The sequence below is a fragment of the uncultured Photobacterium sp. genome, from assembly GCF_947039875.1.
Classification (GTDB): Bacteria; Pseudomonadota; Gammaproteobacteria; order Enterobacterales; family Vibrionaceae; genus Photobacterium.
Map to the genome: position 1 here is coordinate 18,479 of NZ_CAMRAN010000010.1, position 23,500 is coordinate 41,978.

At 38.5% G+C, this 23,500-nt stretch carries 20 protein-coding genes and 1 tRNA gene; 2 read left to right on the forward strand and 19 right to left on the reverse strand.

The window, feature by feature from the left end; genetic code table 11:
* Positions 1 to 536: 536 nt before the first annotated feature.
* Complete coding sequence (locus Q0V26_RS05500; protein WP_297478952.1) at positions 537 to 1,016, forward strand: GNAT family N-acetyltransferase; 480 nt, start codon at positions 537 to 539, stop codon at positions 1,014 to 1,016.
* Between the two features lie 29 nt (positions 1,017 to 1,045).
* Here Q0V26_RS05500 and Q0V26_RS05505 read toward each other — a convergent pair whose 3' ends face one another.
* The gene (locus Q0V26_RS05505; protein ID WP_297478955.1) at positions 1,046 to 2,395 is read right to left on the reverse strand and encodes a diguanylate cyclase; all 1,350 of its coding nucleotides are present in this window, start codon (positions 2,393 to 2,395) and stop codon (positions 1,046 to 1,048) included.
* A gap of 369 nt (positions 2,396 to 2,764) precedes the next feature.
* On the opposite strand from Q0V26_RS05505, the gene Q0V26_RS05510 reads away from it, so the two are divergent.
* Positions 2,765 to 2,838 (forward strand) — tRNA-Gly (locus Q0V26_RS05510).
* A 365-nt stretch (positions 2,839 to 3,203) separates the two neighbouring features.
* Here the strand turns inward: Q0V26_RS05510 and Q0V26_RS05515 are convergent.
* The 18 genes from Q0V26_RS05515 to Q0V26_RS05600 all read right to left on the reverse strand — a co-directional run bounded on the left by Q0V26_RS05515 (position 3,204) and on the right by Q0V26_RS05600 (position 23,189).
* Positions 3,204 to 3,680 carry a hypothetical protein gene (locus Q0V26_RS05515; RefSeq protein ID WP_297478957.1) on the reverse strand — a complete coding sequence of 159 codons (477 nt, stop codon included), beginning with the start codon at positions 3,678 to 3,680 and terminating at the stop codon, positions 3,204 to 3,206.
* Positions 3,681 to 4,205: 525 nt separating this feature from the next.
* A complete protein-coding gene (locus Q0V26_RS05520; protein WP_297478960.1) occupies positions 4,206 to 4,505 on the reverse strand; it encodes a hypothetical protein in 300 nt (99 codons plus the stop codon).
* 262 nt (positions 4,506 to 4,767) lie between these two features.
* The gene (hypB, locus tag Q0V26_RS05525) at positions 4,768 to 5,841 is read right to left on the reverse strand and encodes a hydrogenase nickel incorporation protein HypB (RefSeq protein ID WP_297478963.1); all 1,074 of its coding nucleotides are present in this window, start codon (positions 5,839 to 5,841) and stop codon (positions 4,768 to 4,770) included.
* Between the two features lies 1 nt (position 5,842).
* A complete protein-coding gene (hypA, locus tag Q0V26_RS05530; protein WP_297478967.1) occupies positions 5,843 to 6,184 on the reverse strand; it encodes a hydrogenase maturation nickel metallochaperone HypA in 342 nt (113 codons plus the stop codon).
* Between the two features lie 11 nt (positions 6,185 to 6,195).
* Positions 6,196 to 8,574 (reverse strand): carbamoyltransferase HypF, encoded by a 2,379-nt coding sequence (hypF, locus tag Q0V26_RS05535; RefSeq protein WP_297478969.1) that lies wholly within the window; start codon positions 8,572 to 8,574, stop codon positions 6,196 to 6,198.
* 18 nt (positions 8,575 to 8,592) lie between these two features.
* Positions 8,593 to 9,180 (reverse strand): HupE/UreJ family protein, encoded by a 588-nt coding sequence (locus Q0V26_RS05540; protein WP_297478973.1) that lies wholly within the window; start codon positions 9,178 to 9,180, stop codon positions 8,593 to 8,595.
* Positions 9,181 to 9,286: 106 nt separating this feature from the next.
* Positions 9,287 to 10,120, reverse strand: coding sequence for a formate dehydrogenase accessory sulfurtransferase FdhD (gene fdhD / locus Q0V26_RS05545; RefSeq protein ID WP_297478974.1), 834 nt, complete (start codon positions 10,118 to 10,120; stop codon positions 9,287 to 9,289).
* A gap of 42 nt (positions 10,121 to 10,162) precedes the next feature.
* A complete protein-coding gene (locus Q0V26_RS05550) occupies positions 10,163 to 12,232 on the reverse strand; it encodes a sigma 54-interacting transcriptional regulator (protein WP_297478977.1) in 2,070 nt (689 codons plus the stop codon).
* Positions 12,233 to 12,552: 320 nt separating this feature from the next.
* A complete protein-coding gene (gene fdhF, locus Q0V26_RS05555) occupies positions 12,553 to 14,697 on the reverse strand; it encodes a formate dehydrogenase subunit alpha (RefSeq protein WP_107276092.1) in 2,145 nt (714 codons plus the stop codon).
* 56 nt (positions 14,698 to 14,753) lie between these two features.
* Positions 14,754 to 15,302: a 4Fe-4S dicluster domain-containing protein gene (locus Q0V26_RS05560; protein WP_297478981.1), complete on the reverse strand. Its 549-nt coding sequence runs from the start codon at positions 15,300 to 15,302 to the stop codon at positions 14,754 to 14,756.
* Between the two features lie 258 nt (positions 15,303 to 15,560).
* On the reverse strand, positions 15,561 to 16,055 hold the full coding sequence (gene hycI / locus Q0V26_RS05565) for a hydrogenase maturation peptidase HycI (RefSeq protein WP_297479117.1): 495 nt from the start codon (positions 16,053 to 16,055) through the stop codon (positions 15,561 to 15,563).
* Between the two features lie 32 nt (positions 16,056 to 16,087).
* A complete protein-coding gene (locus tag Q0V26_RS05570; RefSeq protein ID WP_297478984.1) occupies positions 16,088 to 16,537 on the reverse strand; it encodes a formate hydrogenlyase maturation HycH family protein in 450 nt (149 codons plus the stop codon).
* Positions 16,534 to 17,373 carry an NADH-quinone oxidoreductase subunit B family protein gene (locus tag Q0V26_RS05575; protein ID WP_297478987.1) on the reverse strand — a complete coding sequence of 280 codons (840 nt, stop codon included), beginning with the start codon at positions 17,371 to 17,373 and terminating at the stop codon, positions 16,534 to 16,536. Before Q0V26_RS05575 ends, Q0V26_RS05570 begins: the two co-directional genes overlap by 4 nt.
* Positions 17,373 to 17,921 carry a formate hydrogenlyase complex iron-sulfur subunit gene (locus tag Q0V26_RS05580; RefSeq protein WP_080156310.1) on the reverse strand — a complete coding sequence of 183 codons (549 nt, stop codon included), beginning with the start codon at positions 17,919 to 17,921 and terminating at the stop codon, positions 17,373 to 17,375. Before Q0V26_RS05580 ends, Q0V26_RS05575 begins: the two co-directional genes overlap by 1 nt.
* Before the next feature lie 8 nt (positions 17,922 to 17,929).
* Positions 17,930 to 19,684: a hydrogenase large subunit gene (locus Q0V26_RS05585; protein WP_297478995.1), complete on the reverse strand. Its 1,755-nt coding sequence runs from the start codon at positions 19,682 to 19,684 to the stop codon at positions 17,930 to 17,932.
* A 9-nt stretch (positions 19,685 to 19,693) separates the two neighbouring features.
* Positions 19,694 to 20,647: a respiratory chain complex I subunit 1 family protein gene (locus Q0V26_RS05590; protein WP_297478998.1), complete on the reverse strand. Its 954-nt coding sequence runs from the start codon at positions 20,645 to 20,647 to the stop codon at positions 19,694 to 19,696.
* On the reverse strand, positions 20,647 to 22,578 hold the full coding sequence (locus tag Q0V26_RS05595) for a proton-conducting transporter membrane subunit (protein WP_297479001.1): 1,932 nt from the start codon (positions 22,576 to 22,578) through the stop codon (positions 20,647 to 20,649). Before Q0V26_RS05595 ends, Q0V26_RS05590 begins: the two co-directional genes overlap by 1 nt.
* The gene (locus Q0V26_RS05600) at positions 22,575 to 23,189 is read right to left on the reverse strand and encodes a 4Fe-4S dicluster domain-containing protein (protein ID WP_297479004.1); all 615 of its coding nucleotides are present in this window, start codon (positions 23,187 to 23,189) and stop codon (positions 22,575 to 22,577) included. Before Q0V26_RS05600 ends, Q0V26_RS05595 begins: the two co-directional genes overlap by 4 nt.
* Positions 23,190 to 23,500 lie beyond the last annotated feature (311 nt).

The following is a 23,500-nucleotide window of genomic DNA, read 5'->3' on the forward strand; positions in this document are numbered from 1 at the left end:
AGATCTCAAGCGAATAACAGATTTAATAATTAACACTTAAAAACCATTATTATTAACTGATTTATAATGGTTTTATTTCACCAAGTAACGCATAAATCATTTCAAATTCAACACAATATCGATCTAACTGATGTAATAAGAAATTTAGGTTTTTATTTAACCCATGACTCACACAATAACGGATCGTTTTTTCCGTGCCTTTGATTTTAAATCGAGCAATAATTAATCGACATTCTAATTATGGTGTGGTAATAAGAAAAAACCTACGAGGGAAGCCATCTTGAATCCAAAGAATAATATAACGTAATATCTCTCTGCATTCTAACATTTTTTATAATATAATTAATAAGTTAAAATGAAATCAAAATTCTTAAAAATATATTATAAGCTCATCTAAATATTAACTTCGATATCTGCATATTAAAATCACTCATTCAATTCTGGTTACAATTTATTCAATATTAAGTAGGGTGTTCAGATTGCAATCATAACTATGGCTAGGTATAAGTAGTGCTTATTCTAACTATGAGAAACTTATGAACATAGTCCCCATCCAGGCATCACATTGGCAGCAAATCGAATATATTCAACATTTAGCCTATGGTGATGATTTTTCAGAAACTATTGAAGTGTTAAAAAGTAAAGTTACAATCTCACCACAAACGTGCTTTGTATGTATCAATGAACAACAGCATGTCCTTGGGTATCTCATTAGTCACCCACATCATAAAGGTTCAACACCTACGTTAAATCAACTAAGTACAGCAATTGAGAGTAATCACCTACACCTACATGATTTAGCAATCATTACCTCGGCTCAAGGACAAGGATTACCAAAATTATTACTTAGCCATCTATTCACTGTACTTAAAAATTTGGACTATCAGTCTGTTTCATTAGTTTCAGTTCAAAATTCCACAGCATTTTGGCAAAAATATAATTTTATTACTGATAACAGCTTAACTACACCTATAAACTATGGTGATAATGCAATATGTATGTCTCGCTATATATAAATATATTTAATCATTATTATTCGTAAAATTTATATAGCCGTAATTCGGTTACGGCCATTGTTTTTTGAATGATAAACAGCTTTATCTATATTTTTGAGCACTATCTCAATTTGATCATTTTGTGGTGAAAATGAAGTTAATCCGATAGAAACAGTAAGATGAATAACTTGGCCGTTATATAAAAAAGGATGCTGATTAACAGCGCTTAAAATTCGATAACAGACATCTTCAGCATGAATGTTACTGGTTTCTTCCATAAATAAAATAAACTCTTCACCACCCCAACGAGCAATAACATCTGTTGTTCGTATATTATTCAAACAAATATCTGCAAATACCTTTAATATTTCATCACCTGCATCATGCCCATAAGTATCATTGACCCTTTTAAAATGATCAATGTCAAAAAAAGCAATACTGTGTGTCGCAGTAATATTTGAAAGAAATATTTGTCTCAGTACGTTGTTCATATATCTACGATTATAAATATTAGTTAGCTCATCGGTAAAAATAGCAAGTTTCAGTATATTATTTGCATCACTAATATGGCTATGCGTCAATAAAAGCTGCCGCTCTCGCTTGTAAATATAAAAGAAAAAAGACAACACCGTTAAATATAATATAATACGAATAATGACATGCTTTTGCTCATTATACTTATCATTTTGCATTGAAAACAACCAGTTACCATTAGGTACTGGTACATTAAAAACAGATATTGGTCCCTTTTTCGTATCAATAATATTATCAAATATTGTTAGCATTTCGCCATCAGGATCAAACCCCTGAATTTTATAAGATAAGTTTTTAAAAGGTAACTTATTACTAAGACCTTCCAGATCACTGATTGCAATAATAAACCCTGTAAACTTTGACTTCTCATTAAAAATAGGCAACCGTAAAATAAAAGATAAACGATTATTTTGAATGAGCCTTATCGGTCCAATTAAAGTAAGCGATTGATTTTCAATAGATAACAATACCCCTTTATGCCTTTTTTCTAACTGATTTAAATCATGACCTATTGCAGAATTATTTTCTGAATGGGGATACGCAAGTTGAATGATCCCCTGCGGTGCAAACTGTAACTCAGATACACTACTGTTCGTCGCCATAACTTCTTTTGCTAATGTATTAAATTGAACAGGATCATAATCTGTTGCTTTAAACAAGAAATTAAATGTTTTCAATGATATAACCATATTATTGATTTCATTATTAATAATCTTTGATACATCTTGTTCAAAGACCAAATCGTTTTTCTTATTCAATAGTTCAAATTGTTTTTTTTCATTAAAAAAAAACATTTCAACAACGATCAATGTTAACAATAAAGAAATAACTATTGCTAGACTTGATGGGGTAATTTTTAACTTCATTATTGATACTTCAAGATGCACTAAAAAACAAAATGGAATCATCACATAGCTATTTAGCTTATAATTACATTCATATGCTCATATTGAGTATACTAGCTCATATACAAGGTAATGAATATAAAATATTACAAAAATACACATTTCGTCACAATTTCCATATTTAATGCTAATAATCTAAGCTTGAAAACCTTCAAAAGCATGAAAATACAACAGAATTTATAAAAGTAAATAAAATTCACTTATTGATGTTATTTTGAACAATGACTATTAGATATCGTACATTTTATTCATATTTCAGTGCTAATTACATTATTTGTAATATCTCCTATTGATCACACAAAGACAAATGTATATTGTCTTTATGTGAAAGCGGATATCGTATAATGGTATTACCTTAGCTTCCCAAGCTAATGACACGGGTTCGATTCCCGTTATCCGCTCCAATATCAAATATCAAATATCAAATATCAAATATCAAATATCAAATAATCTACGTCCTTCATTTTTATAAATACGATTAATTTATCTTTAGTTACAAAAACAGCAAAATATATAACCTGTCATCAACTTCATCGCCACTTCTTTATAAGGAAAGTGATATTTAATACTACCTTCTTTATATTTAACCATAATAATAACTTATTACTGGTTATGTAACATCTCGATATCACATATTTACCACTTATTATTTAGCATTAATGAACATTTAAAATAAAATCACTAAAACAAAAACGATATTAAAAGAATTAATATCGTTTTTAATTTTATTCATTATACAACATATTATCTATATACGTTAATGTTTCTATTATGCTTTATTCCACGATTGCACAAATCCTTGAGCAGAAATCTTAAAATCTAATTCTGTTTTTTGATTATATATATTGACAAAAACTTTATGAATCTTAACTGTTTCTGTATATTTAAACTGCGTAATTAAAAAAGCAAGTCCTTCATTTGTCGTGGGAGTATAAACCCAATAATTTTTACTATCTTCCGTTCTACGACAAATCTTATCCATTTCTACTTTTTGGCCATTAATCGTCATTAATACAGTTTTATCTAAACCATTTTTATTACATTGACTCAAAAATCGCTCAAAACCATTATTGTTATACTTTGCCTTATAAAGCGAAAAGAACACTCTTTGTTGTCCTCTTTGCTCATCAATCAAAGACGATAAAACATAATGCCCATCAATCCCAGAGGAGTTCCATTCTGATGCATTTACATGAACAGGTAATATTGTGGCACAAGTCCAAGCAAGCCAAAAAAATTTACTCATATTATTCCTTTAACATCAATAAAATAAACAATACCAGCACGACATTGTTTTATTAAAATTTAAATATTATTGCATCAGTATTTAAAAACATATTAGTATAATAGCGACTAATTAAATAATGAGAATAGTTAATAAAAACGAATCAGACATGATCACAAATAAATATTTAACACGATTTAAAACTACATTATTTTTGCGATGAGTATCATTATTACAAACTATGAGTAGTCATATAATAAAGAATAATTAGACTCTTTTTTCTTTGTTTAAACAACGAACAAACTAAATATAATACCTTTACCAGATATTATTATTGACGTTCAAATAGAAAATAAAATATCTCTTTTTGTCGAGTTAACCCTTATTATGTACACAAATGTCATCAAAAATTTATCTATCCATTTTCTTGACTACATTAGTCTCAGTTCGCTTCTAACCCTGTTAACAAACGACACATGTTTAGAACATAGCTCATACATACAAAAATGCTCATACTAATAACAGTACGAGCATCTTAATAATCATTTACAGGCCAGTCCACATCGCAGCACCTGCGGCCCAAACTTCGACATAGTTTGCATTACATCGAAACTTTAAATAACCGCGATTATTATCTTTTTTATAATTAACATATACCCAACCACGGTTATCTTTCGATTTATTATCCACACTGTTATTGGACATTGCGGTAACGACATAATTTGTTTTAACAGCGATCCGTTGTTGGCACATTTCAATATCTTTAGCTGTCGGTGGTTGACGTGTTTCTGTGGTAATATCACAACCAGCTAATAATAATGCGGTCACAAAAGCGTATTTTTTCATTGGCTACTTACGTTGTTTATCATCAAGATATCGCTAATGAGAGACACAACGAAGTGTACGCTTAGGCTCTGTTAGCTTGTTTGCGCGGCATTCTATAGATAAATAAAAAAAATGATAGTAATAATTAGTCTGTTTAGATGATTTTTTGAACATTATCACTAATTAACTTGAATTGGTGCCTATCAATAAAAATATTAAAAATGCTGCTTGTCTATAAAATAGATTTACAGCATTTTAGTACCAAATAAATAGAGCAAAGTAATTACAATTGTTGTCGATTTTCGTTTAACCAATTAAACCAAGCATCCATCCCTTCACCTGTTTTGGCTGATAACTTAATAACCTGAATTGTCGGATTTACTTTTCGCGCATTCGCAATACAATCATCAATATTGATATCAACATAAGGCAACAGATCGACTTTATTAATGATCATCAGATCAGCTGCAGCAAACATATTTGGATATTTAAGCGGTTTATCCTCGCCTTCCGTCACTGACAAAATCGCAACTTTAGAGGCTTCACCAAGATCAAAACTTGCAGGGCAAACTAAATTACCGACATTTTCAATGAACAAAAAACCAGGTTCATTAATAGCAAGTTGATGATAAGCATCATGAATCATTTGAGCATCAAGGTGACATCCCTTACCAGTATTAACCTGAATAGCCGGAACAGCGGTTGCACGAATACGATCAGCATCGTTGCTGGTTTGTTGATCACCCTCGATCACAGCACAAGCACACTGATCTTTTAATGTCATTAATGTTTCGGTTAATAAGGTTGTTTTACCTGAGCCTGGACTTGATACTAAATTTAGTACTAATTGGTGATTTTCAATAAAATGCTCACGATTATGTGCTGCTAACTGATTATTATTACCTAGAATATCCATTTCTAATGTTAATAACTGTCGTTGTGATACACCAGCAACATGCACTTCAGCTTCACCCTTACCGTAATGTAAATCACCAGAATCTAAACACTCAGGTTGATGATCTGCATGATGATGATCATGACTATGGGCGTGGTGATGATCGTGGTCATGCGAATGTATATGACACTTTTCATGCTCATGATGATGCCCATCCACATGTTGCTGCGGCATAACGCCCGCAGGCAATGTATAATGAACATGATGATGAACATCACCTTGATGATGATAATGGTGATGAATCACAACTGATTGTGGCACTTCTGCTGCTAATTGATCGTTATGCTGGTGTGGATGTTCATGGTGGTGATGATCATGGTGTCCATGAGCATATTCGTGAGAATCCTGTTCGTGAGAATGATCTTCAATTCTGCTATCGCCGCAGCCGCATACGTTACACATATTATTCAACCTCGATATGTTTAATCATTAATTCTTCTCCAGTTTCAACATTAAGTTGATAACCGTGACAGCGCGGGCAACTCACCCCTCGCTCAGGAATTTCTACATGTTGCTGGCAATCTAAACACCATACACGAGCAGCAACAGATTCAATCTTCAATTGGGCGCCTTCCGCAATCGTGTCACGACAAGCAAATTCAAACCCAGTCGCTAATGCTTGAGGTTCAATACACGACAAAGTACCAATGGTCAGGGTTACACTAACAACGCGCTTAAACCCTTGTTTCTCTGCTTGTTCAACCACGGTATCAACCGTATTTATACTTAGCGATAATTCATGCATTTAGGTGGTACCTATGGGGTAATAGTTGAATCTAGTGGATGATGAAGCGCATACCATAACTGTCCCGCTGCGATTGCACCGTCATTTGATGGCAGTTTTTCACCACAATATAATGGTTGCGATAAGGCTGAGAACTGGTGATATATTTGATCCATCAACACGCGATTTTGAAAAACGCCACCACCAAGAACAATAGCGTGATCTGGATATTGTTTCGCGACAGTCACAACCATTTTGGCAATAGCCATAAACACACTGTGCGCTAAACTATTAATCCATGTCTGATACTGTGCATCATTTATTTCACCAACAAGCGGCAACACATGTGCAAATAATGGCTGCCAATCAAAGGTACCGCTGTCAGTGATCTGAAAAGACAATGGAATATGGTATAGATCTTGTTTAGCTGCTTGTTCTAATAACAACCCACATTGACCTTCATAATTAACCTGATCAATCAGCCCAAGTAAGCAAGCCCATGCATCAATAAATCTTCCCATTGATGAGGTATAAGGTGATCGACTACCACTTTGCCATAGTCGATATAAATTATTAAAATAAGTTTCATTCCACGATGAAAAAGCACTCAATTGCATTGCTTTAATGTCATCAAGGCAATAGCACTCAAGTAATATTGCAAATAATAGTCGTGCAGGCTCTTTTATTGCTTTTTCACCACCAATAAGACGGAAAGGACGCAAGTAACCAATACGCTGATAGTCTTGGCACGATGCGAGTAACACCTCACCTCCCCATACAGTATCATCATCACCATAACCTGTGCCGTCAAAAGTAAAACCGATCACTGGTTTAGTTAAATTAAACTCCGCCATTACCGCCAAAACATGCGCATGGTGGTGCTGTACTTGTAATAAATTTAATGGAATTTTTGATTCAGAAATCAATTTGTTGGCGTAGATTGATGAAGAGTAACCCGCATGTTTATCGCACACAAGTTGTGGTGCCGTCACTTGATACAGCTCTTGTAATTCAGCCACAGCTTGTTGATAACGCTGCTCAGTATCAAGATTATTAAGATCACCAATATAAGGTGATAAAACCCATTGTTGAGGTAACGCAAGTGCAATGGTCGATTTCTGCTGCGCACCAAGCGCTAAGGTTATCATTTCAGCTTTATGCCCAAAATGGCTATAAGGAGCATAACCTCGCGCCATTCTTAAGGTTCGTATTTTTCCCCCCGCATAATGCACCACACTGTCATCACAGGTATGAACAATAGGACGATTATGATCAAGTACACTATCAATCGTACCCCAAAATTGTTGCTTAATTTGCTCAATATCTGTCGCAATTGGCATGCCAGAAACATTCGCACTGGTCATGACTAACACGGCGGTTGCATTAATGTCAGCTAACGCGGTAAATAATAAATAATGCAAAGGAGTATAAGGTAGCATAACCCCTAAATAAGGTACATTAGGTGCAACATTCGCAGCAACATTCATACCAGACGAGGTGCCATGAATAGTTTGATATTTATGCATTAACACGATCGGACGAGCCAGAGAATCCAATGCTTGCCATTCAATTTCATCGCCAGTGACTAATTGATGTGCCACCTCGATATCTGCAACCATTACTGCTAATGGTTTTTGTTGCCGATGCTTAATTTGACGTAATCGTGTGACAGCACCGGCATTGGTACCATCACAAACAAGGTGAAAACCACCTAAGCCTTTAATCGCAACTACAACGCCAGCTTGAAGCCGTTTTGCTAATTGATTAATAGCTGCTTGTTGCGTTAATTCAACCTCTGATATTACGTCATCACGGTAATCAACAAACCGCGTCCAAGGTCCACAAACTGCACAACTGATTGGTTGAGCATGGTAACGACGATCAAGAGGATTTTCATACGCTTGTTGGCAATCAGAACACAATACAAAACTGGCCATACTGGTCGCTATGCGGTCATAAGGTAAGGCACGGGTAATACTGTAACGAGGGCCACAATGGGTACAATTGGTAAAGGGATAGCGATAATAACGCGAGGTAGGATTTGCGGTGTCTTGTTTACAGGCATTACAAAGCCCTTGATCGGGAGAAACACACACTGTAGTACTATTGCAATGCTGGCTTTTCTCGATACTAAATAGCATCGGCTTTTCTGCGACGAGCCATAATGATAATGGCATCACTGTCATTTGATCTATACGACTTAATAGCGGTGCTTGTTGCTGAAGTTCAATAATAAATTGTTCAAGGTTTTCAATCTTACCTTGAGCATCTATCTTGACGCCTTCTGAATCATTAATTACCCATCCAACGAGCGCATATTTCAGCGCCAGTTGGTAGACAAAGGGGCGGAAACCGACCCCTTGTACAATGCCGGTAATATGAATATATTGTCGTGCAAAGTTGTCTTTCACTGCGATTTTCCAGCTAAATTACGACAGCATTAATATGCCACCAAAGGCTGCCATAACAACGCCAACAACACGCATAACACGTAGGTTAATGGCTGAAGTCATAACAAATTTACCTAATGCAATACCTGACACATGTAAGATTGCCGTTGCTACAATAAAACCACTGAAGTATTCCAGTGCTTGTGCGTCAAGCGGCATTTCCATGCCATGTGCCATACCGTGAAATAGTGCGAAAGCCATTACTAATCCCGTTGCCACTTTCTCTGACATACGACCACCAGCTAATAACATTGCCCCCATACCAATAACAGATAAAGCAATACCCATTTCAATGCCCGGTAATACCATACCCGCAACACCTAATGCGCCACCGATAATCATAATTCCAATAAATGCCATAGGTAAGCGTGATACTGCTTTACCACCGATTAGTGCAGCCAATAAACCAACACCAATCATTACTGATAAGTGATCAAGGCCTGTAAATGGGTGCACAAAACCTGTCATAAAACCTGTTGTTGTATGAGAGCCAATATGGCCAGGGTGTGCTAAAACGAGTGGTGAAAAAAGAGTAAGCGCACCGGCAACAATATGTTTAAGTTTCATTTATTTTTGTCCTTAGTGTAATAGAATGAAAACCCGACCTAACGGGATTTATTGCTAATGAATAATAAACTTATTCATTAACATTAAATTCAATACCTAAGCGTGATTAAATCATTCCTATAATGCGCTCAGAATGCGTATAAGCATCTGCACGACCATTACGACAATGACCCAATAACGTCAGGTTAAGTTTTTCCGCTAAATCAACGGCCATTTTGGTCGCTGATGAAATTGCTAGTAGTACTTCAACCCCTGCGGCTGCGGCTTTTTGCACCATCTCAAAACTGGCACGACTCGTTACCAATACCGCGCCACCTGTTAACTGTTGTTGATGAATACAACCTACCAGTTTATCTAATGCTATATGACGGCCAACATCTTCAAAAATAGCCGCCACTTGACCTTGAGTATCAATATACACCGCAGCATGAGCGGAGCCTGTCAGCTGATTCAATTGCTGCTTGCGTAATAATTGTTGTAAGACAGGATCAAGATACCTTAAATCAAATTGCACCGATGACGGCACTGGTGCTAATACACGGCATACCGTTTCTAATTTTTCTTCACCACAAATACCACACCCCGTCAGCCCTGCTAATGAGCGACGCTTTTGTTGTAAGCGTGCAACACAACGGTTGGCAATGGTAACGTTAATATTGATACCGCCACAGGTCGGCGTCATTTCAATATCATGAATATCACGGTGATGATCAATGATCCCTTCTGATAACGAAAAGCCAATCGCAAACTGTTCTAAGTCATTAGGCGTACACATCATGACGGTGTAAGCAACACCATTAAAAGCAATGGCAACCGGCGTTTCTTCAATAATGTAATCAAGTTCATTGCAATCATTTTTGCCTTTACGGTAACGTACAATAGGACGTTCACTTGCATTACAAAACATCGATTCCGGTAACACTTCAAAGGTGTTCAACATCTTTTTCCTTTACTTATCTATTATGATATTTATTTATAACACTCAGCTAATTAAACGGAAATCTTGACTATTCAAACCCATTTTCTGCATGCGTGATAACAATGTGGTTCGCTTTAAACCCAACTGATTCGCCGCACCATTAGGACCTGCAATAACACCACCACAATGAATTAATGCATCGACTATCATTTGTTTATCAATCATCGGTGACGGTAATTTAACATCAGCGGACAATACAACATCTTGTATCACAGGCTCGACTGGCGTAAGAGTTAACATTGATGGTGATGAAACCAATTCTTGGGTTGGCACGTTAAGCACATGACCTCGTGTCAAAATAACTGAACGTTCAATCACATTACGTAACTCACGCACATTACCGGGCCATGAGAATTGCTGCATAATATGCATATCTTCAACCGCAATAGAGGTAATGTTTTTACCCATTTTTTTTGCTAACTCTCGCGTAAAATGTTTTACCAATAAAGGAATATCTTCTGCTCGTTCTCGTAACGGCGGAATCTCAATTGGAAAAACATTTAAGCGATAATACAAATCATTTCTAAATTGTTTCTGTTGCACCATCTCAAATAAATTTACATTGGTCGCAACTACAACACGGACATCAATACTGATAAGCTGATTTTTACCTACTCGCTCAATTTCATTTTCTTGCAAAACACGTAATAATTTAGGCTGTAACTCTAATGGCATATCACCAATTTCATCTAGAAATAGTGTACCTTTATGCGCTTGTTCAAAGCGCCCAACACGTTGAGTTACTGCACCTGTAAATGCACCACGTTCATGACCAAACAATTCACTTTCAAACAGTCCACTTGGAATCGCAGCGCAGTTCATCTTGATCATGTCAGTTTTGCTACGATGACTCATTTTATGAATCGCCCGTGCAATCAATTCCTTACCAGTACCTGATTCACCTAAAATCAATACAGTACTGTCACAGCTTGCTACTAATGCAACTTGCTCTAACACTTTATTCATCACTTCACTTTGACTAATGATGTCATCAAAAATCGCATGCTCATCATAACTATCTTCAATACTAATAAACTTTGTCTGAGAGCGATGTGGTGTCGCTGATTGATGTACTTTTATACTGTGTATAGCCAATGCTACACGCGCTGATATTTGCTTAAAAAGTTCAATTTCACTTTGCTCAAATTGACTTTCTATCGCTTTGATATAGCAAATATAACCAATCGTTAAGCCTCGAAAAATCATTGGGATAATACAAGCACTTTTGGCCTGTGATGAAAAATAAGGACTATTATCATCATGGTTTAATTTATAAATATCAGCCGCAGTCAAAATAACAGCTTGATTATTTTCGACTGCATTTTTAATCATACTGTCATCAGTAAAAAAATGGCATTGGTAATCCATTTCTCCGCCAGCATCACTACCAGAATATTGATTATAGTGGCCATCTTGAGACTGTATAATTGATAATTCATTCATTCCAAAACGTTGATATAAAAAACGCAGTAACGAACAAATCAGTTCTTTTTTTGAGCTCTGATTAATAACTGTATTGGTAATATCAACTAAAAACTGGAAGTCCTTATGTTCATTACTTAATTGCTGAGTAAGCGACGATGCAATTTGATGCTCAAGAATATGTTCGATCATTGCTGCAACCATATTATTGAACAACTTGAATTGTTTTTCTACATCATCATGATTAGGTAGACGAAGGTTAATATATTCAATAGCACCTAACTGTTGGTTTGCTATTAGTAGCGGTATTTTACAGTATGTTTGAATATTAGTGTATGCCGGATGAAGAGATAATTGAGGAAAAGTACGATAAAGCTCTTCACCATTAATGTAATGGCTATATTCACACGATACAACATGATGAAGACTTAAACTATCTTCTGAATAATCATAACGTTGGAACTCTTTATCTACATTTTGATAATATAAAATTGATTGAGCACTTATGTCATCTTTTAAAATAATATTAACACGATCAGCATCGATAAATAATAAACGTTCATTATTTAGAAAATTAATCACACCTGAAATGTCATTTATAGACAATAATGCCTTAGAAAAGATCATTAAATCGCTTTCAAAGTTTTCCATGCTAACATTAACTCTTATTGATAATATGGCTCGAATAGCGAATAAAAATCCAAGCATTTGTTATATAATTCTCAATCATTTTAATAACCAAGTATTGATCCATATCAATCAATAATTATTAACAACAGTATCTTTAAAATAAAACGAATAAAAATGAAAATGTTTGAGCTGACAAATAAATTAAAACAATAATTTTTAATAACAAAAAATATAAGGAACCAAGATAAAAATAATCAATCTTTTATCTTGGAAACCTTATTTTCATTTATGATGCTATATATTGTATATAAAACATAACAAGTCTTATTTACACAACATTTTTATGCATTAGCAACATGGTTTTTCAAACGTGCTTTTAAATTACTGTATTCAGTTTGTACATAATTTTCAGCCCATGGCTGATCATCAATGTTCTCTACTTTAACCGCACAGTATTTAAATTCAGGCGTATTTGAAATAGGATCGACATGCTCAATGGTTAATTCATTACATGCGCCAATCCACCATTGGTATGTCATGTAAACCACACCTCTGTTTACGCGCTCATTGTAGTTAGCACGCGAGATAACTTTGCCGCGACGAGAAGATACCCACACTAATTGTTGATCATCGATCCCCAATGCTTTGGCATCATCTGGGTGCATTTGCACATAACCAGGTTCATCAGCCAATGTTTGTAGTGCAGAACAGTTACCTGTCATTGAACGACAAGAATAGTGGCCCACTTCACGTACAGTTGACAATACCAATGGATATTCGGCATCAGGTTGCTCTAGCGGCGGACGCCAATCAGCACCAATGAAGATACCTTTACCCGAAGGTGTAGTGAACTTGTTGTCTTTAAATAAGTAAGACGTACCTGGGTGATCTTCTGTTGGACAAGGCCATTGGACAGATTTTAGATCAGCCATTTTTTCATACGTCACACCGGCATAATCAGGACATAACGCACGTAGTTCATCCCAGATTTCTTCAGTGTTATTGTACGACATAGGGTAACCCATGTACGTTGCTAGCAAACTAAAGATTTCCCAGTCAGGTTTCACATTACCGGTCGGAACCACTGCTTTATAGAAGCGTTGGAAACCACGGTCGGCACTACTGTACACGCCTTCATGTTCACCCCAGCTTGTTGCAGGGAAAATAACATCCGCAAATTCCGCTGTTTGGGTCATGAAGATATCTTGAACGATAACCAATTCCATTTTGCGCATAGTCGCGCGCATGGCGGCAAGATCAGCTTCAGTTTGTGCTGGATCTTCACCAAAGATATAGAACGCTTTACAAATACCTTCATCAGCCTTGTGCCCAACTTCAGTCAGACGGTAGCCCGGCTTACCTGAAAGCTCAACACCCCACGCTTTTTCAAACTTTTCGCGGTTTGCATCAATGTTTACGTCTTGATAGCCAGGGAATTGGTGCGGCAACATACCCATATCACAGGTACCTTGAACGTTGTTTTGACCACGAACCGGACCACAACCTACACCAGGACGGCCAAAGTTACCGGTTAACAGTGCAAGACCCGCTAAACCACGAACCACGTCAACTGCCTGACCGTACTGAGTAACGCCCATACCCCATAGAATCATGGCTTCAGGTGCCGCAGCATAAGTACGTGCAGCCAAACGGATATCCGCAGCTTTTAGACCTGTTACTTCTTCCACTGTTTCTGGTGTGTAACGTGAAGCAATTTCACGGAACTCATCAAAACCTTCAGTGTTGTATTGTACGAACGCTTTATCGTAAAGATTTTCTTCGATAATCACATTTGCTAACGCATTAACAAGTGCCATGTTCGAGCCGTTCTTTAGCGCTAACCATTGATCAGCAACACGCGCAGATTCGATCTTACGTGGGTCACATACAATAATTTTAGCGCCATTTGCACGGGCTTTTAAAATATGTCGTGCTACAACTGGGTGAGAATCAGCCGCGTTGTAACCGAAGATGAGTAAGCATTTAGTTTGTTGAATTTCGGGAATAGCGTTACTCATTGCGCCATTACCTACTGTTGTCTCCAGACCGGAGACTGATGGTGCGTGTCACACCCTAGCACAGTGGTCAACATTGTTGGTTCCGATCACCGCCCTTGCGAGTTTTTGCATCACATAGTTGGCTTCATTGCCCGGACCGCGGGCTGAACCTGTTGTCATTATTGCATCTGGACCATATTGCTTTTTAATTGCCATTAGCTTATCACCGGCAAATTGAATAGCTTCGTCCCAAGACACGGCTTCTAAGGCTGACTCACGTGTACGGCGAATCATTGGTTGCTTTAGGCGTGGTGTTAATAAGTTGGTATCGTTGAGGAAATCCCAACCATAGTAGCCTTTCAAACAAAGTTGGCCTTCATTGGTACGACCCATTGCTGGCTCTGCTGCCACCACTTTGTTATTTTCGACAACCAACTTTAGTTTGCACCCAGTACCACAGTAGGGACAAACAACAATTGATTTTTTCATACTAACCTTTTGGCTATAATTGTTATTAATGTGTATTTAAACGAAGGCTTAGCGCCTTAGCGAACAATCGCTACTGCAGCATTGAGCGCAGCTGCTTCACGTTTTTGTTTGCTTGTTTGTTGTAATGTTTCAGGTTCAATAATCTGAATAGCGCTAGTAGGACAAACTTCTACACACGCAGGACCAGCATCACGATGAGAACACAAGTCACATTTCAATGCTTGAGATTTAGGCACCATGCGCTTAAATAGCGATGCACCTTTTGATTCTTCAACCATCTTTGTCACGACATTCATTGCACCATAAGGGCAAGCAATGACACAGGTTTTACACCCGATACAACGTGACTGAATCACTTTCACATAACCATCTTCTAAAACGATGGCATTATTAGGACAAACCTGAGCACAAGGTGCATCATCACATTGACGGCACATTACGGGTGTTGTTACATGCGCATTTTTCACCAAGGTCAAACGAGGTGTAAATTCTGCTGCATCAACACCAGTAAGCATTCCGTCTACTTGGTGAGAAACAACACATGCAATTTCACAGGTTCGACACCCAATACACAGATTTGGATCTGCAAAAACAAACCGGTTCATGGTCTATACCTTGTTAATGTCGATACATCACAGCATAGCGTTATGCCATGATGCTTTGTAAGCATTTATTGTACCAAAAATATCCATAGAACGAATTTATTTTTAAGCCAATGAAATCTAGTTAAAAAAAAAGAAAGCGCGAGCACTGTCACGCTTTCTTTTTTTAGAGTGTCGATAATCACTTTCTATTAATCAAATACATCGACATTTTTCGTCAATACTATCGACACTTTATCGACACCGACTAATAGCGATTACTTAGCAATGCTCAAAACCGCCTGATCCTTGCCATTCAGGTAAACGCTGATAAATAGTTTCAACCGCGGTTTGCACCATCTCAGTTAACGGAAATGAAAATGCGACAATAGCAGGCTGAATACCCACAAAAATAACCTCAGGCACAAAGGTTTTTAAATCATCAATCAAAAAATTGAGCGGTAAGCTATGAGTCGAGACCACATACATATCGACAATGGTTTCTGGATCAATAATTCTCACTTCTCCCGCCTGTTCACCGATATCAGCCGCATCCACCACAATCACTCGTTGTGGTTGAGCTTTACGAATAAGGTGCAAACAATCTTCAGGCATCGAGCCGCCTTCAAGTACACTCCAGCCTTTAATCGGATTATCTTTGATCATTTTTGCTAATAAGGGTCCTGCGCCATCATCTCCCATCATGCTATTACCCACGGTGAGTACAATATTGCTGACAGACAAATCAACATCATCGTTAGAGACACTTTCGCCCATCACTGTTGACAAATTCACTTCCTGTAACATAATTAGCGTATTCCTCGAATCATCATATACATGGTCGGTTCACGGTGAATATCCCCAAGCGCGGTAATAAAATCACGGGTCAATTGCTGTGATCGCGCATTTTGAGTTGAACTATCAATCCGATCAAACGCTAATGCCAACATATTAAGATGTTCAGGATAAATAGTGATTTCACCAAACACAAAATAGCCTTTCATTTTATTAAATGCTTCACCGTCTTGTGGTAAGCCACTGATCCAATCTAGGTATTCATCACCTTCACATTCAATTACGGCCTTTAAACAATCGACCACACCTAAATGGTGACCGATCGCCAAACTGTAATACATGATCTGCTTAGCTTCTTCTGGCACATCATAGCTCTCATCAACAAACTTACGTCCTAAGGTATAAAAGTAGACGTGGCCTTGAAAATGACGCGACTGTGTTAATTCCACTAAAGCAGCACTCATTGGTGACAACCTTCACACGATGCTTGACCTTGTTGTGTGCTCGGGCATGCTTCTGAACCTGTTAATGCTGTCATGGTTTTTGATAGCAAAATATTCACGATTTCAGTAAGTCGCGGATCATCTTTAGTTGCAAGGTAAGCACTGATTTTTTGATCAACGTCATCGGCACTACAAGTAGCGAGTACATTCATAACGTCATCGGCAATACGTTGTCCTTGCACATAACCTGCAAGTAGACGTGCTTGACGTTCAATCATCACTTTAATATCCAATGGAATTTCAGTGTGTTTTAAACTTGCCTTTTGTACTTCAGGTTGATGCACTTTGGCTTTTAATTTTTGATCAAGTAAACCCAGTGCAACCGCAAAACCATAGATGGTCGCCGCGGGGGTCGGAGGACAACCAGGAATATATACATCTACGGGAACAATTTTATCCGTACCACCCCATACACAATAAAGGTCGTGGAAAATACCACCATCACAACCACATGCACCGTATGAAATCACAATCTTAGGATCAGGTGCTGCTTCATAAGCACGTAATGCTGGTGCACGCATAGCACGAGTTACTGAACCGGTATACAGCAAAATATCAGCATGACGTGGAGACGCTACAATTTTAATACCAAAGCGCTCGGTATCAAAAATAGGTGTCGTGGCCGCAAAAATTTCGATCTCACATGCGTTACAACCACCGCAGTCAACGCGGTATACATACGCTGAACGACGAATCTCCTTGATCAATGCATCTTTTAGCTTTTGGCTATTCGGTGGCAATTCAACAGGTACGGTTTGAGTGTGGGCTGTGCCGACTAATTGTTTAATACCTTTCATTACTTTTGATCCCCAAGGTAACGTAGGTGACTGACATTTTCGCTATCTAGCATATTGTTACGACGACGACATTCAGGGCAGGTTTCAATTTGCTTACGGCGCTCTTGAAGTTGCTCACCCGTTACACCACTGTGTGCTAACGTATCTAAAACATATTCAAGTAACTTACGTGCCACAAATGGACGTTCACATTGACGACAATTTGCTAACGTAAATACCGCTTCATCATAAAGATCAGCTTTACTGGTTACCGCTAACTCAAAATTCTGAGTCAATTTAATCGCATGAGTTGGACACACTTCTTCACAACGGCCACAGAAAATACAGCGTGCGGTTGACAGTTCCCAACGACGAGTGCCCGCTTTGGCATCTGTTTCCATGATCAAAGCATTGGCAGGACAAGCACGCGTACATGCACCACAAGATAAACACTGATCAGCGTCTAATTCTGGCTTACCACGAAAATCTTCATTCACTTCCATCGGAGCAAAAGGATATTTAGTGGTAACTGACCCTGTTTTTATTACCGTTTTTAATAACTTAAACACATGACCTCCTAAAGCTTGAATGGCGAGTTCTTGCGGTCAATGCTGTATTGCTCAATCGCTTTATAAGGAACTGTTTTACTACGTTGTTTTTTAGTATCAACAATAGTTACACGGTCAGTACATGAGTAACATGGATCTAAGCTACCAATGATTAACGGCGCATCTGCCACAGTATTACCACGTAACATATAGCGTAATGTTGGCCAGTTAGCATATGTAGCCGCACGACAACGCCAACGGAATAACTTCTGATTATCGCCGGTCATGCTCCAGTGAACGTTTTCACCACGTGGTGCTTCAGTAAAGCCCAATGCGAATTTATTCGGTTTATAGTCAAAGCCTTCAGTTAGAATCGCACCTGGTGGCAAGTGATCCAAACCGTATTCAATCACATTTAATGATTCAAACACTTCGCGTACACGTACCATTACACGTGAGAACACATCACCATTTTCCATCACTTGAATATCAATCGGTACGCTACCGTATGACTCTAATGATTGGCCATGCACAATACGCACATCACGGTTAAAACCACTCGCACGGATCAATGGACCTACAGGGCTGTAATCACGTGCAATTTGCTTTGATAAAATACCCACACCTTCAGTGCGGCTACCGATATTTGGTGTCACAAGCAGTACATCCACCAGCTCAGAAAACTTCTGACGAACTTCCTTCACCATCGCAATACCTTGTACGCGCTGCTGTTTTAGAAAATCGCGACGTACGCCACCAATTAAGTTCATGCCATATGTTTTACGGGCACCTGTTAATAACTCAGCCAATTCCATGGTTTTTTCACGCACACGGAAAAATTGCATAAAGCCAGAATCAAAACCGACAAAGTGGCTTGATAGACCAATGTTTAATAAGTGACTGTGCAAACGTTCAACTTCAAGTAATACAGTACGAATCATCTTGGCGCGAAATGGCACATCAACTGATAATGCGTTTTCAATAGTATTACTGTAGCCAACACTATGAGTAAAACCACAGATACCACAAACACGGTCAGTTAACTGTGCCACTTCATGATAACCCATGCGTGTTTCAGCTAATTTTTCCATACCACGGTGAACATAGAACATGCGGTAATCCGCATCAACAATGTCTTCACCATCAACGAACAGACGGAAGTGACCCGGTTCATCAGAGGTAATATGCAATGGACCCACAGGCACGATACGGTTGCTATCATCACCTAACTGGTTATCAAACTGATAGGTTTCAGTTTCTGTTGTTGGTTGTGGACGCTGACGGTAATCCATTGCATCTTTACGCAATGGGTGAAGATTTTCAGGCCAATCATCGGGTAGAACTAAACGACGTTCATCAGGCAAACCTACTGGGCGTAGACCGTACATATCACGGATTTCACGCTCGCCCCATACCGCAGCAGGAATGGTTGGAGTAATAGAGATAAATTCTTGGCTATTAGCATCAACTAAGACTTTTACCGTTACCCAGCTTTTTACTTCACCTTCCATAGAAAGCGCATGATAAACCGCAAAGTGACCATTAAGGCTACGTTCATCATTACCAAAAGTAACCGTTAACCAGCCTCCTTGATCGTAATAAAGCCATTTCATCACCTCAACCAACGAGGTCATTTTAACGGTGATAGTCACTTGGTTTTCGGTCTGCCACTCTTCATCAATAATTGCGGATGGAAAGAAATGATTCACACCATCGACATAATTTTTACCAATACGACCCGCTTGTGGCTGCGAGTGAAATTGTTGAGATGTATTGTTTGTCATATCTATTACTTACCAACCAAAAATTAAAAATATCAGTGCCAATACAGCCACTAAAAACGCAGGGAAAATCGTACAGTGAATTTGAGTAAAACGTACACGTGCCATGGTGTTTTCAACTAAACCAGCAATCAAGAACACCACAAACAATTTAATCAACAAAATGATGGAAGCTGAAAATAAGCCACCAAAACTTAAGCTGCTTGCTTTACCCCAAGGAATGAAAATCGCAAGGAATAACTGTGCAACAACAAGTTGTTTTAAACCTAAACCCAATTTCACCATCGCCAATGCAGAACCTGAGTATTCTGTTACTGGACCTTCTTGAAGCTCTTGCTCTGCTTCTGCACTGTCAAACGGTACTTTGCCCATTTCGATAAACAATGCAAACGCACATACAAGACCTGCAAGAATAACGGTTAATGGATGCTGCCAATGGTTATTCGCTAACGCGTGGCTGATATAACCTAAGTCAGTGGTACCAACACTTAACGCAACCACGACAATTGCAAGAATTAGAATTGGCTCAACTAAGATACCCAACGTCAATTCACGGCTACTACCGATACCTGCAAACATACTGTTTGAATCGATACCTGATAATGCGAAGAAGAAACGGAAAATCGCTAACAAGTAAATATCGGTAATAATGTCACCCGAAATTGGAAACGGTGACACTTGAGTAACGGTAGGCAGTGCCATGCCAATTAATAGCATTGTCACTACAAGTACCCATGGCATTATCCAAAAAATAAAACCAGAGTTTGCAGGTGCTACCGATTGGCGACGCAATAATTTGGCAATATCACGGTAATCTTGTAATACACCAGGCCCTTGACGCGAATGAATTTTAGCGCGAATAACGCGAGAAAAACCCGTTGCCAGTGGCGCTAACATCAGCATTAAAATAGCTTGGACAATCGCTAAAACAATCCAACCCGCTGTTGGCATTTCAAGTGGGGACATTAGAGACTAACTCCTGAAATGAGAGGAACAAACAACACCACAATCACCACCGCAATAACGCAGAAGCGACACACTTTACGACTATCGAGTGTTGGATTTTCACCACCTTCACTTAAATGAGGCAATACAAAACGCTCAGTCAATGATGCTTGGCGGTTGTTATAAATAAAACCAAACATATTACGCATCGGACGGGTAATACTTGCAGCAGAAACCGTCATACGTTGTTCGTATTGGTAACCACACGCCCAAGGATCACCTTGATGACGACGAGCAAGACGACGTTGACGGAAAGCATAAAGTAACGCAGCAGGTACTAAAGTTAATAGTGCCAGTGCAATGGCGATGACAGGTGTTGAAAGGATCGCTTGATCAGCAACCGCAGGATATACCGTTAAACCATGAGCAACCGCTAATGGTGCCATATTTAACATTGATGAAGCAATTGATGAGAAGTAAGGTACTATCCATGGTGCACACACGCCTAATACCACACACAATATTGCCAGTGATGTGGTTGCGGTGATCATTGCAGGACCCACTTCTCGAGTATTGGCTGCGCGTTCTGTTTTAGGTGCGCCAGTAAAACAAATACCGTATACCTTCACAAAACACATACATGCTAATGCGCCCGTAAACGCAAGCATTACCATACCAAATGGACCAAAGACGAGGTTTGCAACTGTGCCAACTTTACCCATGCTAAATAGCGATTGGTAAATAAACCATTCTGAAACAAAACCATTTAATGGCGGCAATGCACAAATTGCTAACGTACCAATCAAAAATGCTGCGGCTGTTTTAGGCATTGTTTTCGCCAAACCACCCATGTCATCCATTTCTTTGGTATGCATACGAAATACAATTGAACCAGAGCCTAAACATAACAGGCCTTTGAACACTGCGTGGTTTAATAAATGATATAGACCACCAAGAAGACCAAGCAATGCTAATACTGGATGATGTGAAGCAATACCAATCATACTCACACCCACACCAATTAAAATGATGCCGATATTTTCAATAGTATGGTATGCCAACAATCGTTTGATATCGTGTTCTGCTAGTGCGTACATTACGCCAAGCACAGAAGACACTGCACCAAAGATTAACACCAAGAAGCCCCACCATAATTGGGTTGCGCCAAGAAATAAAATCGCAAACTTCAAAATACCGTAAATACCAATCTTAACCATCACACAAGAAATCAAGGTTGAGCAGTATGACGGTGCAATCGGATAAGCTTTAGGTAACCAGCCATGTAAGCCAATACCAGCCGCTTTAATACCAAAACCAACTAAGGCTAATAAGAACACTAGAGATGCCGTTGCTCCAGTAACAGGGTTATGCATGATGGCACTAAACTGATAACTATCGGCATGAGAAGCAACGATCATAAATGCCACTACAACTAAAAAACTGGCTGCATGATCAGCAATAAAATATTGCAAGCCTGCTTTTTTACTTGTCGCACTACCATCACTAGTAATAATTAACCAAGAAGCCAGTGAAATGATCTCCATAAATACAATAAAGACCATTACATTGGCTGACACCACAAGCGCTGTCATCGCTGCGGCAAAAATATTGAACAGGACATTAACCTTCCAACCACCTTTGCCGTAGTATTCTTCTAAATAGTTAATTGAATAAACTGAAGCTGCCATGGTTACGACTGAAATGACCACCACCATTAGTGCTGATAGCATATCCATACTAAACCAATGACTGATCGCCGCCGTCGCATCCGCTGTATCGAAACCCGAAACAATCGTGCTTACCCCTGCAATGATGCCAAACAATCCACCAAATGCACTGATTACTCCAGCAATACGTAAACTTTCTTGCTCATGTTTACGCCCCTGATACGATAAAATCGCAGCCACGGCATAACTAATTAAAGCAAAACAAACTAAAACTAATGGGCTCATCGTGTTACTGCTCCACCTTTGGCTGACGCTGAACTATCTGCCGCGCACACACGTTTAATATCACGTGTTTTCGCGATACTTGCTTCATCAATCAGGATTATCGCTTGCGTTGGACACACTTCAGCACACGCGGGTCCTTGTTCTCGAAAACCACACAAATCACATTTAACCGCAATGCTTTTTACTCCTGGTTCCCAAGCAAGAATATCTTGACCAAATGTACTTGGAATAGAAGTTGAAGGATTACTTGAACGGATAGTGGAAGGGATATAAGTATCGTAGCTATTTGCCATCGCAACAGGTCGACTACCATCAAATGCGATTGCACCAAAAGGACAAGCAACAGCACATAAAGTACAACCAACACACAAGGTTTCATTAAGCATGACACGATCTTGTTGCTTGGTGATCGCTTGTACTGGACATACTGTGGCACAAGGTGCATCTTCACAATGACGACACATCACAGGCGCTGTGGCATCATCAAGTTTAACCACGGTTAGGCGGGGATGGCTTTGCAGTCCTTGTTGTTTATGTACTGTCGAACAAGCTGCCATGCAGGTGCCACAACCAATACACTTCTCAGGATCTGCAATTACAAAGCTTTTCATTGTCTACCTAGTCAATCGCAAAAAAACCTATTAAAGCAAGAAATATGCCACACAAGTATAATTTAAATAATAACTATAATATCAAAAGCTTAAAAATACATAATGGTAAAAAAATACTTTCTTAGATAACAATATATTGATTGTGGTGCCGTCAGCGGTAACTTCGACACAGCCATGTCGACACGCTTCGACAGTCGAGTGTCGAACCATCATCTTAAAGAGCGGCGTCTATATCAGAAAAAGTACCATACGAAAAAGCCCTCTACCTATATTTCACATAAGTAAAGGGCCTTTATTGATACTCTAGATAG